The following is a 14750-nucleotide window of genomic DNA, read 5'->3' as shown; positions in this document are numbered from 1 at the left end:
TATTATATTCAATATTAGATCGCAAGAAAAAAGGAGTGACGTTCATCATCGACCTTACGGCAAGACAAGTAGAAATTTTAAACATCGTACAAAAGCATGCCCCGATTACCGGGGATCAGATTGCGGAAATGCTTAATCTCAGCAAGGCGACCATTCGGACCGACCTATCCAAATTGGGCATTCTGAATTACATAGATGCAAAGCCCAAGGTCGGATATTTTGTTGGAAAGCGGGGCACGCCGAACCGGGAGGAAAAATTCCGACTGTTGCAAATGAAGGTCGGCGATCTTCATGGGGTTCCAGTCATCGTACGAGAAACAACCACGATTCAGGAAGCTGTCGTAGCTCTCTTTTTGGAAAATGTGAGCAATTTGATCGTCACCGATGAAGACGGAGATTTGGCAGGGGTAGCTTCCCGCAAGGATTTGCTTAAGGTAACGTTAGGGAATCCCAATGCAGCAACCATTCCTGTCAGCCTTGTGATGACCCGACAGGCGAATGTTGTCACCGTTTCCCCAGAGGATACGGTATTAGAGGCAGCGCGCAAAATTATTGCCCGTCAAATCGACAGCCTGCCTGTTGTCGTCCCTTCCGACTCCGACAAGCCAGGGGAGCACTGGAAAGTCGTGGGACGCATTACAAAAACGAATATTATTAAAATGTTGCTCGATATGGTAGCAGAGGATTAATGGGAGGAATCGAATGGTTCAGGTGAGCAGTCATTTTATAGCGATCTGTTCAGACTCGATTGGCGAGACGGCAGAAGCTGTCGTACAGGCGACCATGCGCCAATTTGAGTTACCGGACACAGAGATCAAAAGATTTATGAACGTGAGGGATGAAGACGAACTGAGCCGGGTGATGGAGGAAGTTGCCGAGCGTAAAGGCTTCGTAGCTTATACGCTGGTACAGCCAGAATTGAGAGAAGCGATGAAAGAGGAGGCTGTCCGGCTGAATGTGCGGGCTGTCGACATTATGGGACCGATGATGCAGGCGTTTGCTGATACGTTCCATAACGATCCCAAAGAGAAGCCTGGTCTGCTGCACCGACTGGACGATAACTATTTTCGCCGTGTAGAGGCCTTGGATTTTGCGGTTCAATATGATGATGGCAAAGATGTGAGCGCCATTCTCAAAGCGGATATTGTATTGCTTGGAGTATCCCGTATTTCCAAAACCCCTTTATCCATGTTTCTCGCGCATAAAGGTTATAAAACGGTCAACATACCGATTGTACCGGAGCTGACACCGCCTGTTCAGTTGAAGGATGTTCAGCGTGGTCGAGTGTTCGGATTAACGATCGAGCCAGAGTTACTGTTGAAAATACGCAGTGAGCGACTAAAGGTTATGGGGCTTCCTAATAATGTGCAGTATGCTACAGCGATGAGGGTAGAAGAGGAAATAGCGTATGCACAGTCTTTGTTTAAAGAGCTGAATTGTCCGGTTATTGATGTTACAGATAAGGCGATTGAAGAGACGGCAGGTTTAATTATCAGAATGTTATAGAGCCTAGTAGCTGCTCATATAACTAAAAATTAAAATCGTAGGATACAGGAGTTTAATAGATAAATAGAAAGATTGCAGCAAAGTTGCCCTAAATAGTTCATTTGCTTAAGGGTAACAATTAATTTTTAGGAGAGGTGGAGGGATAGGTATGGAGAGTCAAATGGCATTGGAATTCGTTCGGGTAACAGAGGCAGCGGCACTGCAATCAGCACAATGGACAGGGCGTGGAGATAAGAATAGCGCAGACGAGGCGGCTACGGTAGCCATCCGCACTCATTTTAATGCGGTATCCATGGACGGCACAGTCGTCATTGGCGAAGGCGAAATGGATGAGGCTCCCATGCTGTATATCGGGGAAAGAGTAGGCAATCGCAGAGGACCGGCTATGGACATCGCTGTCGATCCACTAGAGGGAACCGAAACAGTAGCAAATGGTTTGAATAACGCTCTGTCGGTCATTGCTGCTGCACCTCGTGGTAGTCTACTCCACGCTCCGGATATGTACATGCAAAAAATGGCCGTTGGCCCGGCATTGGCTGGAAAGCTATCACTTGAGGACCCAATTCCAACTACATTGTCAAAAGCTGCACGAGTACTCGGTAAATCCTTGTCTGATCTTACCGTGTCCATTCTTGATCGTACACGGCACGCCGGGATCATCAAGCTTCTGCGGGAAAGCGGCGTTCGAATCAAACTGCTTGGCCATGGGGATGTGATGGGCGCGATTGAAACATGCCTGGATAGCGGTGTAGATTTGCATATCGGTTCTGGTGGCGCTCCTGAGGGTGTATTGGCCGCTGCAGCGCTGAAATGTATGGGCGGAGAAATCCAGGGTCGCCTGCTGCCTCATGGTGAAGAAGAGATTGAGCGTTGCAAGCGTATGGGCATTACTGATCCCGGTGCGTTGCTCTCCATGGATGATATGGTCGGACGCCAAGGCGTGATGTTTGTGGCTACAGGTGTGACACCTGGAGAGTGGTTGCAGGGGGTTCGTTCTCTTCCTGGTCACAGAGCGGAAACTCATTCAGTCGTAATGCACTCAGAAACAAAAACGATTCGCTTCGTGCGGAGTATTCATCATACAGCGGATTCTTCCGGTACGCTTGCGGTAGCGGCATCCTCTTGAACATTGAAGTCATGGCTTCCTAAATCTGTTCCCACAGTAGGCGAAAGGTTCTTCTTCACCTTGCATCGTCCAGAGGTGAATTCAAAGCAGAAGTTTCGTATGCTGTAAACACAATACGGAGATTAAGTTTATCGTTTAACAAACAAGGAACGATAGTTCAAAAAAACAGCGGTATCTAGGACTCATCCAAGGATACCGCTGTTTTTCATATTACGGGGTCAATCTAACTGTCATGGAACAGATGAAGTTATCAACTCCATGGAATACGCATCGAGTATAACCTCACTTTCATTGAGTGACGTAAGCATAATTATTTTTGCCGTTTTTTGGTCCGTATTAGAAATGTGGTTTTCATTTACGTGCTTTTTTTATTAAACACACAGTCAGATAACCTAGTGCTACTACTCCTGTGCTTATAAAGCAAACTCTTAAACCATCTATTTCTACTTTTCGAGTAAGTAAATAAATAGCGAAGAGGCCAGTGAAAAATGTAAGGATTAAATTCATAATAAATTTCTTCATAATTATCAACTTCTTCTGAGAAAAATGCATCCAAAAAGAATATAAATAGTATTACTAGCATCAAAATCAAATGAAATACAAGATGCATCAACCTTAGAAAACATCTAAGAACTAATTGACAAAGCAAATCTTTATGGAAATTAGAATAACGTAGATTTAAGCAAAATTTCCACCTATTAGGATTATGAACCACTTTGGTGTATTATCTATAGTTGTTTATCAAAAGGAATTAATTTCAAGTAGAATTAATTTGGTATGCGTGTTAAATTACTAGTCCAGCCGATAGAACAAGATCAAAGATTTTTAATAAGTTCGAACAAGCTGGGAATTTTTACAGGTAGACTTGATCGGTTTAAATTGATATATTATTATTCCAGCCCGAAAGTGATTGTTAACTAAATAAGGTTTGGATAACTCACCTGGAATTATTTACAGGTTGATTAAATTAGATGAAAATGTTATATTATTTTTCTGGCTCAAAAAGCCGCATGAAAATTTGATCTTTGAAAACTGAACAACGAGTGAGTACGGATTTTGTTTACAAAATCCAACGCTGAAATTTTGGTACATGCCATCGGGCTGTATAAAATGGAAGCAAACAAGAGATATTTTTATCTCGTCAGTTTCAAAATGAGCTTATCGCTCTTTTCTATAAACCAACTTCGGTTGGTCTTTAATGGAGAGTTTGATCCTGGCTCAGGACGAACGCTGGCGGCGTGCCTAATACATGCAAGTCGAGCGGGGTTGTTTAGAAGCTTGCTTCTAAACAACCTAGCGGCGGACGGGTGAGTAACACGTAGGCAACCTGCCCACAAGACAGGGATAACTACCGGAAACGGTAGCTAATACCCGATACATCCTTTTCCTGCATGGGAGAAGGAGGAAAGACGGAGCAATCTGTCACTTGTGGATGGGCCTGCGGCGCATTAGCTAGTTGGTGGGGTAAAGGCCTACCAAGGCGACGATGCGTAGCCGACCTGAGAGGGTGATCGGCCACACTGGGACTGAGACACGGCCCAGACTCCTACGGGAGGCAGCAGTAGGGAATCTTCCGCAATGGGCGAAAGCCTGACGGAGCAACGCCGCGTGAGTGATGAAGGTTTTCGGATCGTAAAGCTCTGTTGCCAGGGAAGAACGTCTTGTAGAGTAACTGCTACAAGAGTGACGGTACCTGAGAAGAAAGCCCCGGCTAACTACGTGCCAGCAGCCGCGGTAATACGTAGGGGGCAAGCGTTGTCCGGAATTATTGGGCGTAAAGCGCGCGCAGGCGGCTCTTTAAGTCTGGTGTTTAATCCCGAGGCTCAACTTCGGGTCGCACTGGAAACTGGGGAGCTTGAGTGCAGAAGAGGAGAGTGGAATTCCACGTGTAGCGGTGAAATGCGTAGATATGTGGAGGAACACCAGTGGCGAAGGCGACTCTCTGGGCTGTAACTGACGCTGAGGCGCGAAAGCGTGGGGAGCAAACAGGATTAGATACCCTGGTAGTCCACGCCGTAAACGATGAATGCTAGGTGTTAGGGGTTTCGATACCCTTGGTGCCGAAGTTAACACATTAAGCATTCCGCCTGGGGAGTACGGTCGCAAGACTGAAACTCAAAGGAATTGACGGGGACCCGCACAAGCAGTGGAGTATGTGGTTTAATTCGAAGCAACGCGAAGAACCTTACCAGGTCTTGACATCCCTCTGACCGGTCTAGAGATAGACCTTTCCTTCGGGACAGAGGAGACAGGTGGTGCATGGTTGTCGTCAGCTCGTGTCGTGAGATGTTGGGTTAAGTCCCGCAACGAGCGCAACCCTTATGCTTAGTTGCCAGCAGGTCAAGCTGGGCACTCTAAGCAGACTGCCGGTGACAAACCGGAGGAAGGTGGGGATGACGTCAAATCATCATGCCCCTTATGACCTGGGCTACACACGTACTACAATGGCCGGTACAACGGGAAGCGAAATCGCGAGGTGGAGCCAATCCTAGAAAAGCCGGTCTCAGTTCGGATTGTAGGCTGCAACTCGCCTACATGAAGTCGGAATTGCTAGTAATCGCGGATCAGCATGCCGCGGTGAATACGTTCCCGGGTCTTGTACACACCGCCCGTCACACCACGAGAGTTTACAACACCCGAAGTCGGTGGGGTAACCCGCAAGGGAGCCAGCCGCCGAAGGTGGGGTAGATGATTGGGGTGAAGTCGTAACAAGGTAGCCGTATCGGAAGGTGCGGCTGGATCACCTCCTTTCTATGGAGAATCGTTTCCTGCAACGGAAACATTCAAATAAGTAGGTACAATGTACCTGCGACCGGATATTCAATTCGGTTCATCACGTTTGTGTGAATGAAATGAATATCCTTAACTTACTCACTCGTTGCTCAGTTTTGAGAGCTCAAACTCTCAAGCTTCGACGAATGTTTCATTCACACATCCGTGTGGAACCGAAATATTCATCGGGTTTCGCTTCAATGAAGCGAATTGCACCTTGAAAACTGGATACCGAAACGAAATTGCGTTTTAGAATATTCCTTTAAGCTGATCTTGTGTAAACAAGTGAAATAAAGGTAGCAGGTAAGGAAAGATCTTTTGCCTTTGGCAAAAATCATTCTTTATCGAACATCGACATTTTCTTTCTTTGAAAGAAAAGTCTAGGTTAAGCTACAAAGAGCACACGGAGGATGCCTAGGCGCCAGGAGCCGACGAAGGACGTGGCGAACAACGATAAGGCCTCGGGGAGCTGTAAGCAAGCTTTGATCCGGGGATGTCCGAATGGGGAAACCCGGCTGTCTTCATCGACAGTCACTTTCTGCTGAATACATAGGCAGAATAGAGGCAGACCAGGGGAACTGAAACATCTAAGTACCCTGAGGAAGAGAAAACAATAGTGATTCCGTCAGTAGCGGCGAGCGAACGCGGATTAGCCCAAACCAAGGAGCTTGCTCCTTGGGGTTGTGGGACGTCTCACATGGAGTTACAAAGGAACCGGTTAGATGAAGAGGTCTGGAAAGGCCCGCCAGAGAAGGTAAAAGCCCTGTAGTTCAAAACTTGTTCTCTCCGAGACGGATCCCGAGTAGTGCGGGGCACGTGAAACCCCGTATGAATCCGGCAGGACCATCTGCCAAGGCTAAATACTCCCTGGCGACCGATAGTGAAGCAGTACCGTGAGGGAAAGGTGAAAAGCACCCCGGAAGGGGAGTGAAATAGATCCTGAAACCGTGTGCTTACAAGAAGTCAGAGCCCGATCTATGGGTGATGGCGTGCCTTTTGTAGAATGAACCGGCGAGTTACGTTCCCGTGCAAGGTTAAGGTGAAGAGCTGAAGCCGCAGCGAAAGCGAGTCTGAATAGGGCGAATGAGTACGTGGACGTAGACCCGAAACCGGGTGATCTACCCCTGTCCAGGGTGAAGGTGCGGTAACACGCACTGGAGGCCCGAACCCACGCATGTTGAAAAATGCGGGGATGAGGTGGGGGTAGCGGAGAAATTCCAATCGAACCCGGAGATAGCTGGTTCTCCCCGAAATAGCTTTAGGGCTAGCCTCGGAAAAAAGAATCGTGGAGGTAGAGCACTGATTGGGTGCGGGGCCCGCAAGGGTTACCAAGCTCAGTCAAACTCCGAATGCCATAGATTTAGTTCCGGGAGTCAGACAGTGAGTGCTAAGATCCATTGTCGAAAGGGAAACAGCCCAGACCATCAGCTAAGGTCCCCAAGTGTGTGTTAAGTGGGAAAGGATGTGGAGTTGCACAGACAACCAGGATGTTGGCTTAGAAGCAGCCACCATTGAAAGAGTGCGTAATAGCTCACTGGTCGAGTGACTCTGCGCCGAAAATGTAACGGGGCTAAACACACCACCGAAGCTATGGCTTGATGCTTGCATCAGGGGTAGGGGAGCGTTGAATGCGGGTTGAAGGTGTACCGTAAGGAGCGCTGGACTGCATTCAAGTGAGAATGCCGGTATGAGTAACGAAAAGATCTGTGAGAATCAGATCCGCCGAAAGCCTAAGGGTTCCTGAGGAAGGTTCGTCCGCTCAGGGTAAGTCGGGACCTAAGGCGAGGCCGATAGGCGTAGTCGAAGGACAACAGGTCGAAATTCCTGTACCACCGTAATCCGTTATGAGCGATGGGGTGACGCAGTAGGGTAGTGACGCGGACTGATGGATGTCCGTCTAAGCAGTGAGGCTGGTGTGTAGGCAAATCCGCACATCGTTAAGGCTGGGCTGTGATGGGGAGCGAAAATTATAGTAGCGAAGGTCATGATCTCAGACTGCCAAGAAAAGCCTCTAGCCAGGAGAAGGTGCCCGTACCGCAAACCGACACAGGTAGGCGAGAAGAGAATTCTAAGGCGCGCGGAAGAACTCTCGTTAAGGAACTCGGCAAAATGACCCCGTAACTTCGGGAGAAGGGGTGCCTCGGTAGGGTGAATAGCCCGAGGGGGCCGCAGTGAAAAGGCCCAAGCGACTGTTTAGCAAAAACACAGGTCTGTGCGAAGCCGCAAGGCGAAGTATACGGGCTGACGCCTGCCCGGTGCTGGAAGGTTAAGGGGAGTGGTAAGCCTTCGGGCGAAGCTATGAACCGAAGCCCCAGTAAACGGCGGCCGTAACTATAACGGTCCTAAGGTAGCGAAATTCCTTGTCAGGTAAATTCTGACCCGCACGAATGGCGTAACGACTTGGGCGCTGTCTCAACGAGAGATCCGGTGAAATTTTAATACCTGTGAAGATGCAGGTTACCCGCGACAAGACGGAAAGACCCCATGGAGCTTTACTGCAGCTTGATATTGAATTTGGGTACGATCTGTACAGGATAGGTGGGAGCCGTAGAACTTTGAGCGCCAGCTTGAAGGGAGGCATCCTTGGGATACCACCCTGATCGTATCTAGGTTCTAACTTGGTACCGTGATCCGGTGCGAGGACAGTGTCAGGTGGGCAGTTTGACTGGGGCGGTCGCCTCCTAAAGAGTAACGGAGGCGCCCCAAGGTTCCCTCAGAATGGTTGGAAATCATTCGAAGAGTGCAAAGGCAGAAGGGAGCTTGACTGCGAGACCTACAAGTCGAGCAGGGACGAAAGTCGGGCTTAGTGATCCGGTGGTACCGCATGGAAGGGCCATCGCTCAACGGATAAAAGCTACCCTGGGGATAACAGGCTTATCTCCCCCAAGAGTCCACATCGACGGGGAGGTTTGGCACCTCGATGTCGGCTCATCGCATCCTGGGGCTGAAGTAGGTCCCAAGGGTTGGGCTGTTCGCCCATTAAAGCGGTACGCGAGCTGGGTTCAGAACGTCGTGAGACAGTTCGGTCCCTATCTGTCGTGGGCGTAGGAAATTTGAGAGGAGCTGTCCTTAGTACGAGAGGACCGGGATGGACGTACCGCTGGTGTACCAGTTGTTCCGCCAGGAGCACCGCTGGGTAGCTATGTACGGAAGGGATAAGCGCTGAAAGCATCTAAGCGTGAAGCCCCCCTCAAGATGAGATTTCCCAATTAGTAAGACCCCTTGAAGACGACGAGGTAGATAGGTTGGGGGTGGAAGTGCAGTAATGCATGGAGCTGACCAATACTAATCGGTCGAGGGCTTATCCTAAGAATAAAACGCAAATAAGTTTCGGATCCAGTTTTCAGGGTGTAACCTTGAAAGTATGTACAAGTGACATATGATAAGCGCATGGCTATTCATTCACACGATAAGTGATGAACCGAATAACCGTACGATAGAATTTGCACAGCAAATTCATGTTTGGTGGCGATAGCGGAGGGGTTCCACACGTACCCATCCCGAACACGACCGTTAAGCCCTCCAGCGCCGATGGTACTTGGACCGCAGGGTCCTGGGAGAGTAGGACGTCGCCAAGCAAGATTAAAGAGCACAGCCTTAATGGGCTGTGCTCTTTTTGTATACCATAAGGCTTTCGCGTTTTGGAAAATATACAAGAAACCCATACATATACTCCATTCCACTAAATTAATATGATTGGGGGATAACTACAATAAAGCTTACAACACTCTGCATATCGACCGATAGTGAAGTCAAACATAATGAAATTTATAAAGCAGCAAGTCTCCAACAACAGGGAGCCTTGCTGTTTGCCGTTACTGTTTTTTGAGGGGGAAGATTAAAAGTAAGGCTATAAATTTCTAGAGAACAGGTACTTTTGAAGCGAGATAGAAACGTTTCTATTAGAGTTTGAAAAGAAAATTCATAGCTTCGGGAGAGAAAAACTCAATCCGAACTGAATTTTTTAGACGAAGAGTCAGAAAAAAATATGCAAAATATGATCCTTTAGGACTATGAAATAACAATATTTATTACAAAATTAAAGAGTTATTAATTTTGGCTTATGTGAGCTTGATACAAATTCAATCCATTATTTAGGAGGTTAAAGAGGGTTGCGGAAAAAGGCGGAATTTGTCGGATGATATCAGGTTGAATTTGTTACATTTATGTTAATGGCATGTAAAGATAAAATTGTTGTAGGATAAGGGGTTGGAGCTTCAATGTAAATCATAATGAGTTTAGTTTTACAAAATTCGTGAAAACCAAAAATTTCGTTTTAAACTAAATTAACAGATCATGATTGACAGATAACTAATACAAAAAGTGAAATTGTTGCTTTTGAAATTTGGAAACAAATAACATAATATGGATTTTGTTTTATTTTTATGAGCTCCATCAATTTAGCCCTTTTGTCCCATGCCAAGCGGTTTTAAAGTTTGTATATTTAAAAACAGTTAGAAAGTGTTGGAAGAAAAAAAGAGATATAAGGATTTACTGTAAAATTATGAACTGCATAGAGGATGGAGGAATTCATTTGACAACTCGATCACAATCTTGGTTCGCAAAAACAGAGGTCCAACCGACTGCGAAGCTCCAACTATTTTGCTTCCCCTACGCTGGTGGTGGCGCTTACATATTTAACTCTTGGAAGTCTAGGTTCGCGCCTGATATTAACGTGTTGCCTATACAACTTCCAGGACGTGAAAGCCGCTCAACAGAAGCTCCAATGGATACTCTTCAGGACATCGTTCAATCGTTGATTCCCGCTATGGCCCCATACATGCATAAGCCGTTCGCTTTTTTTGGGCACAGTATGGGTGCACTGATTGCATTTGAAACAGCACGACAGTTGTACAGCAAAACTGGAAAGCTACCTGTGCATATCATCATATCTGGTAAATCCGCACCACATCTTCCATACTCCAAAAAACGACTCCATGATTTAGCAGACGATTCTTTCACCGAAGAGCTTCGTTTGATGCAGGGAACACCTGAAGAGGTGCTGCAAAATGCAGAATTGATGCAAATTATTATGCCTCGTCTGCGTGCAGATTTTAAGGTATGTGAAACTTATGTTTATCAGCCGGGAAATCCACTGGTATGTCCGATGACCGTTTTAGGCGGAATGAAGGATTTTGAGGTTAGCACAGATTCACTCCATGCCTGGCAACAGCATACGACATCACCTATGGATGTTCAGATGTTCGAAGGTAATCACTTTTTCATCCATGAACAAGAACAAGAAGTTATGAGCGCAGTCGAGAACATTCTTTCTACATCCTCGCCGATGGCCCACGCGGCGGCAGCTCATACAGCTTACAACACAAGCACCATACAACCACGATTCAGACAGAGTTGAATGTCCCACACATCACGATACACTTCGTTATTACCATCTCAGCAACAATCGACAACCAACCCACAACCAAGATGCAAATTCCAGCATAGTTCAAAATCGCATTTTATTCTGTACGGATACTCATGCATCCAAACCCAGAGTTTATCTCAACGACGTCCACAGCCAATATAAAAAGTTCGCACTGAAAAAGTGTGGGCAACGAAAAGAGGGATGCCCTTGTTTCGATCAAATTCTGCTTTTCGGAGACTCGCACGTTATGTAAGGCCGTATAATCTATGGGTTTTCATAACGGTGATCGCCTCCTTGTGTTTGGCAGCTATTGACATTATTTTGGGTAAGGCTATTGAGCAAATGGCACAGGGGACATTCTCCTCTACCCAGAACATGATCTATCTGGTTGTTGGTATGACGCTAATTGGAATGCCCTGTAAGTTTGTGATGAGGTACGCTTCAGCGCGTTTTAGTGTTAGTGCTCTGCGCGACTTGAGAGGCGATCTCGTACATAAGTTTTGCGATTTACCGGTTTCCAGCGTGGAAAGGAAATTTACCGGAGATTTGGTATCCCGTCTAACCAATAATACGGCAGTATTACAGAACTTTTTTATCCAGCAGTTTTCCAATCTGTTTTATTTACCGCTTGTGTTTACGGCATCACTCATATTGCTTTTACTGACAAGCTGGAAACTGATATTGGCAAGTCTTGCGCTCATGCCAATAGGAATGATCATAACATCACTAATGAGCAAGCCGATTGAAAAATATTCCGCAGATCTTCAGGAGAAAATTGCTCATTTGAACGCTGTGGGGCAAGATGCAATCGGAGGAATCCCTATCGTCAAGGCATTCAATATGCAAGCTGTGCTGTTGAAGAAGTATATGGTGATTATGGAGGAGGTCGTCAAGCGCGGCTTAAGGCTAGAAAAGCGCTATGCAGCCATTACTCCAGTAGGTGTGATGATGCTGGCAACACCAATTATTTTGGTCATTGTATACGGAGGATACCTGATACAACAAGGAGAGCTGAATGCTGGAGGCATTGTACTTTTTTTATACCTGATTTCGTTCATATTACAGCCTATTGCCATGCTGCCGACAATCATTTCGCAAATGAAGGAAGCGGGTGGAGCCGCAAAGCATTTGTTTGAGGTGCTGGATTGGCAGAATGAACGTCAGGACGGCGAAATGACCTTGGTAGATCAGAGGCGAGAGAATAGGGCGCCTCATTTGGAAGACGATGCAGATGGGGAAGCCAACCGAATGAGTGAAGGCGGAGCAGAAAGCGATGATGGCGTTGATGGTGTTGCTGTAGTCAGTTTTGAGCATTTGACCTTTGGCTACGATGAAGGGAACACAGTGCTGAAGGATATCAGCTTCCAGGCAGGGCAAGGGGATATGGTGGCGATTGTCGGTGCCAGCGGTGGCGGTAAAAGCACGATTTTCAAGCTGCTTTGCGGATTTAATGAACCTGGAGAGCATGCCGGAACCATTCAACTATTTGGAAAGAGTTTGACAGATTGGAATTTAACAAGCCTGCGCAGTCATATTTCGATGGTATCTCAGGAGTCGTCGCTTTTTCCGGCCACCATTGCAGAAAATATCGGATATGGACGTCTGGAGGCGACTCGGGAAGAAATTGTCGAGGCGGCGAAAGCGGCACATGCGCATGATTTTATTGTTCAACTTCCCGAGGGCTATGAAACCCTGTTGAGCGAGCGGGGAGGCGGATTGTCTGGCGGTCAAAAACAGCGTATTTCTATAGCAAGAGCATTACTGAAAAATGCTCCGCTGCTTCTATTGGACGAGCCGACTTCAGCACTCGATAGTCAGTCGGAGGCTCAGGTGCAGAATGCGATGAATGCGGTAATGCAAAACCGGACGGTACTGGTCATTGCTCATCGACTGTCAACCGTACGTCAGGCGAACCGTATTATTGTACTCGATCAGGGGAGCATTGTGGAATCGGGTTCTCATGAGGAATTACTAGGTCGTGATGGTGTGTACCGAAAGCTGTATTTGAAAAATTTTGAAGAAGAACAGCATACGGCGGAAAACGGTAATTCGTTGCCTGAGGAAAGGAGTGAGCGTCGTGACCTTCAAGCAGGGGTTTTATGAATTTAAGCAGTTGATGTCCCTGATGAAGCCGCATCGAAAATGGTATTTTACCGGGCTGGTTGGCAATAGTCTGACCAATGCCAGCATCACGATTTTACTTTCTTTCGTGGTGCATTATTTGCTGAATTTTGCGGTTAATGGCGATGTACAGGAGCTATACCGAGCGGTCTATTTGGTCAGTGGTACATTTTTGGCATTAAGTCTTATTTCCCCCCTGTGCAGCTATATGTATAAACGGTGTGTAAAGCTGGCGATTGCCGATGTACGAATGAAACTATTTGGCCACATTGTCAAGCTATCGTACGAAAAAGCCGAAAAACACCATTCGGGTGATCTTGTATCCCGTATGACGAACGATGTACAGGCGCTGGAGCAGGCTTACACCGTTCATATCCGCTCGATTATACTAGAAATTTCGCTTTTCTTGGGCTCGTTGGTCATTTTGATGGTTCTGGATTGGCGATTTGGGATTATGACGGTTTTACTTGGGCTGGCTTCAGCCTGGATAAACGCTCATTTCGCGAAGAAAATGCGAAAGACGAGTGAAGAGTTACAGGGACGGATGAGCAGGTTCACGGAACGATTGAGTGATTTGCTTTCCGGTTTGCAGACGGTGAAGTTGTTTGGGTTGAGGACAAAGGTAGGTGGACTTTGTAACGATGCAAGCGAGGACATAAACCGCATCAGCATTCGGCAGGGACGTCATATGGGCTTGCAGGATATGTGCAATTTTGTCATAGAGTTCATCACGCTGGGCGGTGTGCTTGTCGCCGGATTGATTCTGGTATCGCAGAAGCAAATGGAACTGGGGGTATTGGGACAGATTGTGCAGCTGCAAACCGGTATTTCAACGGTGTTTTTGGAGCTAGGGGCGGCTGTAACACTGTTACAAAACTCCTTGGCAGGCTTGGCGCGTATTCGCGAAATTCTGGATGAGTCGAAGGAAGAGGAGCAGTTCCCCGCGGCTAAAAAGAAGGGACCGCTGACTAGGCTTATCGATCCCGAGACGGCAGCTTTATCAGCCTGTGAATCTGGGGAATTCTATGGCGATGTTGAGACTTTGCGTTCAGACCACGCCATTGAACAGACTCCGGCTGCGCTGGAGCTGCACGACATCACCTTTGGCTATCAGCCTGACCATCCAACGCTGCAAAGGTTAAACTTGGTCGTGCCAGAAGGGCAGGTAACCGCGCTTGTCGGCCCGAGTGGTGGTGGCAAAAGCACAGTCATGAAGCTGTTGCTGGGATTTTACCCACCGGACGAAGGTGTGCTGCGGGTTCGTGGTCGCTTGGCAGAAGAATTTCCGTTGGATGAGGTCAGGGATTTAATGGCCTATGTACCACAGGAGGCTACGCTGTTCCACGGTACAGTAGCGGATAATATCCGTTTTGGCTCACCGGCTGCCACGGATGAAGAAGTAGAGGCTGCGGCCAAAACAGCCTATGCCAGCGGCTTCATAGGCGAGCTGCCAGAGGGGTACGACACGATTGTCGGTGAACGCGGAGCCAATTTGTCCGGCGGTCAAAGACAGCGGATCGCAATTGCCCGTGCTTTGCTCAAAAATGCACCGATTTTGCTGTTGGATGAAGCGACCTCGGCTTTGGATGCAGAATCGGAATATGAAGTCCAGCAGGGCTTAAATGAGCTGATGAAGGATCGTACGACATTAGTTATTGCCCATCGATTGTCTACGATTGAACGGGCGGATACGATCTGTGTCCTTGCCGATGGCGAACTGAAAGAGCAGGGTACCCATGATCAGCTCCTTGCCGAGGGAGGTCATTATGCAGAGCTGTATGAGCTTCAATTTCGAAAGCATCCCGAGGAACAAACCGCATAAATATGCGAATGTCCTTTTTACCAATATCTATTTTG

At 47.3% G+C, this 14750-nt stretch carries 6 protein-coding genes and 3 rRNA genes; all 9 read left to right on the top strand.

Annotated elements, in window-relative coordinates; translation table 11 throughout:
- The first annotated feature begins 74 nt into the window (after positions 1 to 74).
- Complete coding sequence (locus MHB54_RS00050; protein ID WP_223822107.1) at positions 75 to 689, top strand: helix-turn-helix transcriptional regulator; 615 nt, start codon at positions 75 to 77, stop codon at positions 687 to 689.
- A 13-nt stretch (positions 690 to 702) separates the two neighbouring features.
- Entirely contained in the window at positions 703 to 1506 is an 804-nt protein-coding gene (locus MHB54_RS00045) for a pyruvate, water dikinase regulatory protein (RefSeq protein WP_025723337.1), read from the top strand.
- Positions 1507 to 1654: 148 nt separating this feature from the next.
- Complete coding sequence (glpX, locus tag MHB54_RS00040) at positions 1655 to 2632, top strand: class II fructose-bisphosphatase (RefSeq protein ID WP_013310165.1); 978 nt, start codon at positions 1655 to 1657, stop codon at positions 2630 to 2632.
- A 1195-nt stretch (positions 2633 to 3827) separates the two neighbouring features.
- Positions 3828 to 5383 (top strand): 16S ribosomal RNA (locus MHB54_RS00035).
- Between the two features lie 404 nt (positions 5384 to 5787).
- A 23S ribosomal RNA gene (locus tag MHB54_RS00030) occupies positions 5788 to 8713 on the top strand.
- A 152-nt stretch (positions 8714 to 8865) separates the two neighbouring features.
- A 5S ribosomal RNA gene (gene rrf, locus MHB54_RS00025) occupies positions 8866 to 8982 on the top strand.
- Together the 16S, 23S and 5S rRNA genes form the textbook arrangement of a ribosomal RNA operon.
- Before the next feature lie 956 nt (positions 8983 to 9938).
- Positions 9939 to 10763, top strand: coding sequence for a thioesterase II family protein (locus MHB54_RS00020; RefSeq protein WP_053325357.1), 825 nt, complete (start codon positions 9939 to 9941; stop codon positions 10761 to 10763).
- Between the two features lie 216 nt (positions 10764 to 10979).
- Positions 10980 to 12875: an ABC transporter ATP-binding protein gene (locus MHB54_RS00015; RefSeq protein WP_264453832.1), complete on the top strand. Its 1896-nt coding sequence runs from the start codon at positions 10980 to 10982 to the stop codon at positions 12873 to 12875.
- Positions 12850 to 14715, top strand: coding sequence for an ABC transporter ATP-binding protein (locus MHB54_RS00010; RefSeq protein WP_264453831.1), 1866 nt, complete (start codon positions 12850 to 12852; stop codon positions 14713 to 14715). Before MHB54_RS00015 ends, MHB54_RS00010 begins: the two co-directional genes overlap by 26 nt.
- Positions 14716 to 14750: the final 35 nt, after the last annotated feature.

Source organism: Paenibacillus sp. FSL M7-0802, assembly GCF_038004945.1.
Taxonomy (GTDB): domain Bacteria; phylum Bacillota; class Bacilli; order Paenibacillales; family Paenibacillaceae; genus Paenibacillus; species Paenibacillus polymyxa_B.
The sequence above is the reverse complement of the archived record's forward strand: the minus strand, read 5'-3'. Positions and strand labels throughout refer to the sequence as shown.

What these genes read in the sequence shown, in the direction of transcription:
- glpX (WP_013310165.1), top strand. Translation starts at nt 1,655, where the DNA reads ATGGAGAGTCAAATGGCATTGGAATTCGTTCGGGTAACAGAGGCAGCG.
- MHB54_RS00045 (WP_025723337.1), top strand. Translation starts at nt 703, where the DNA reads ATGGTTCAGGTGAGCAGTCATTTTATAGCGATCTGTTCAGACTCGATT.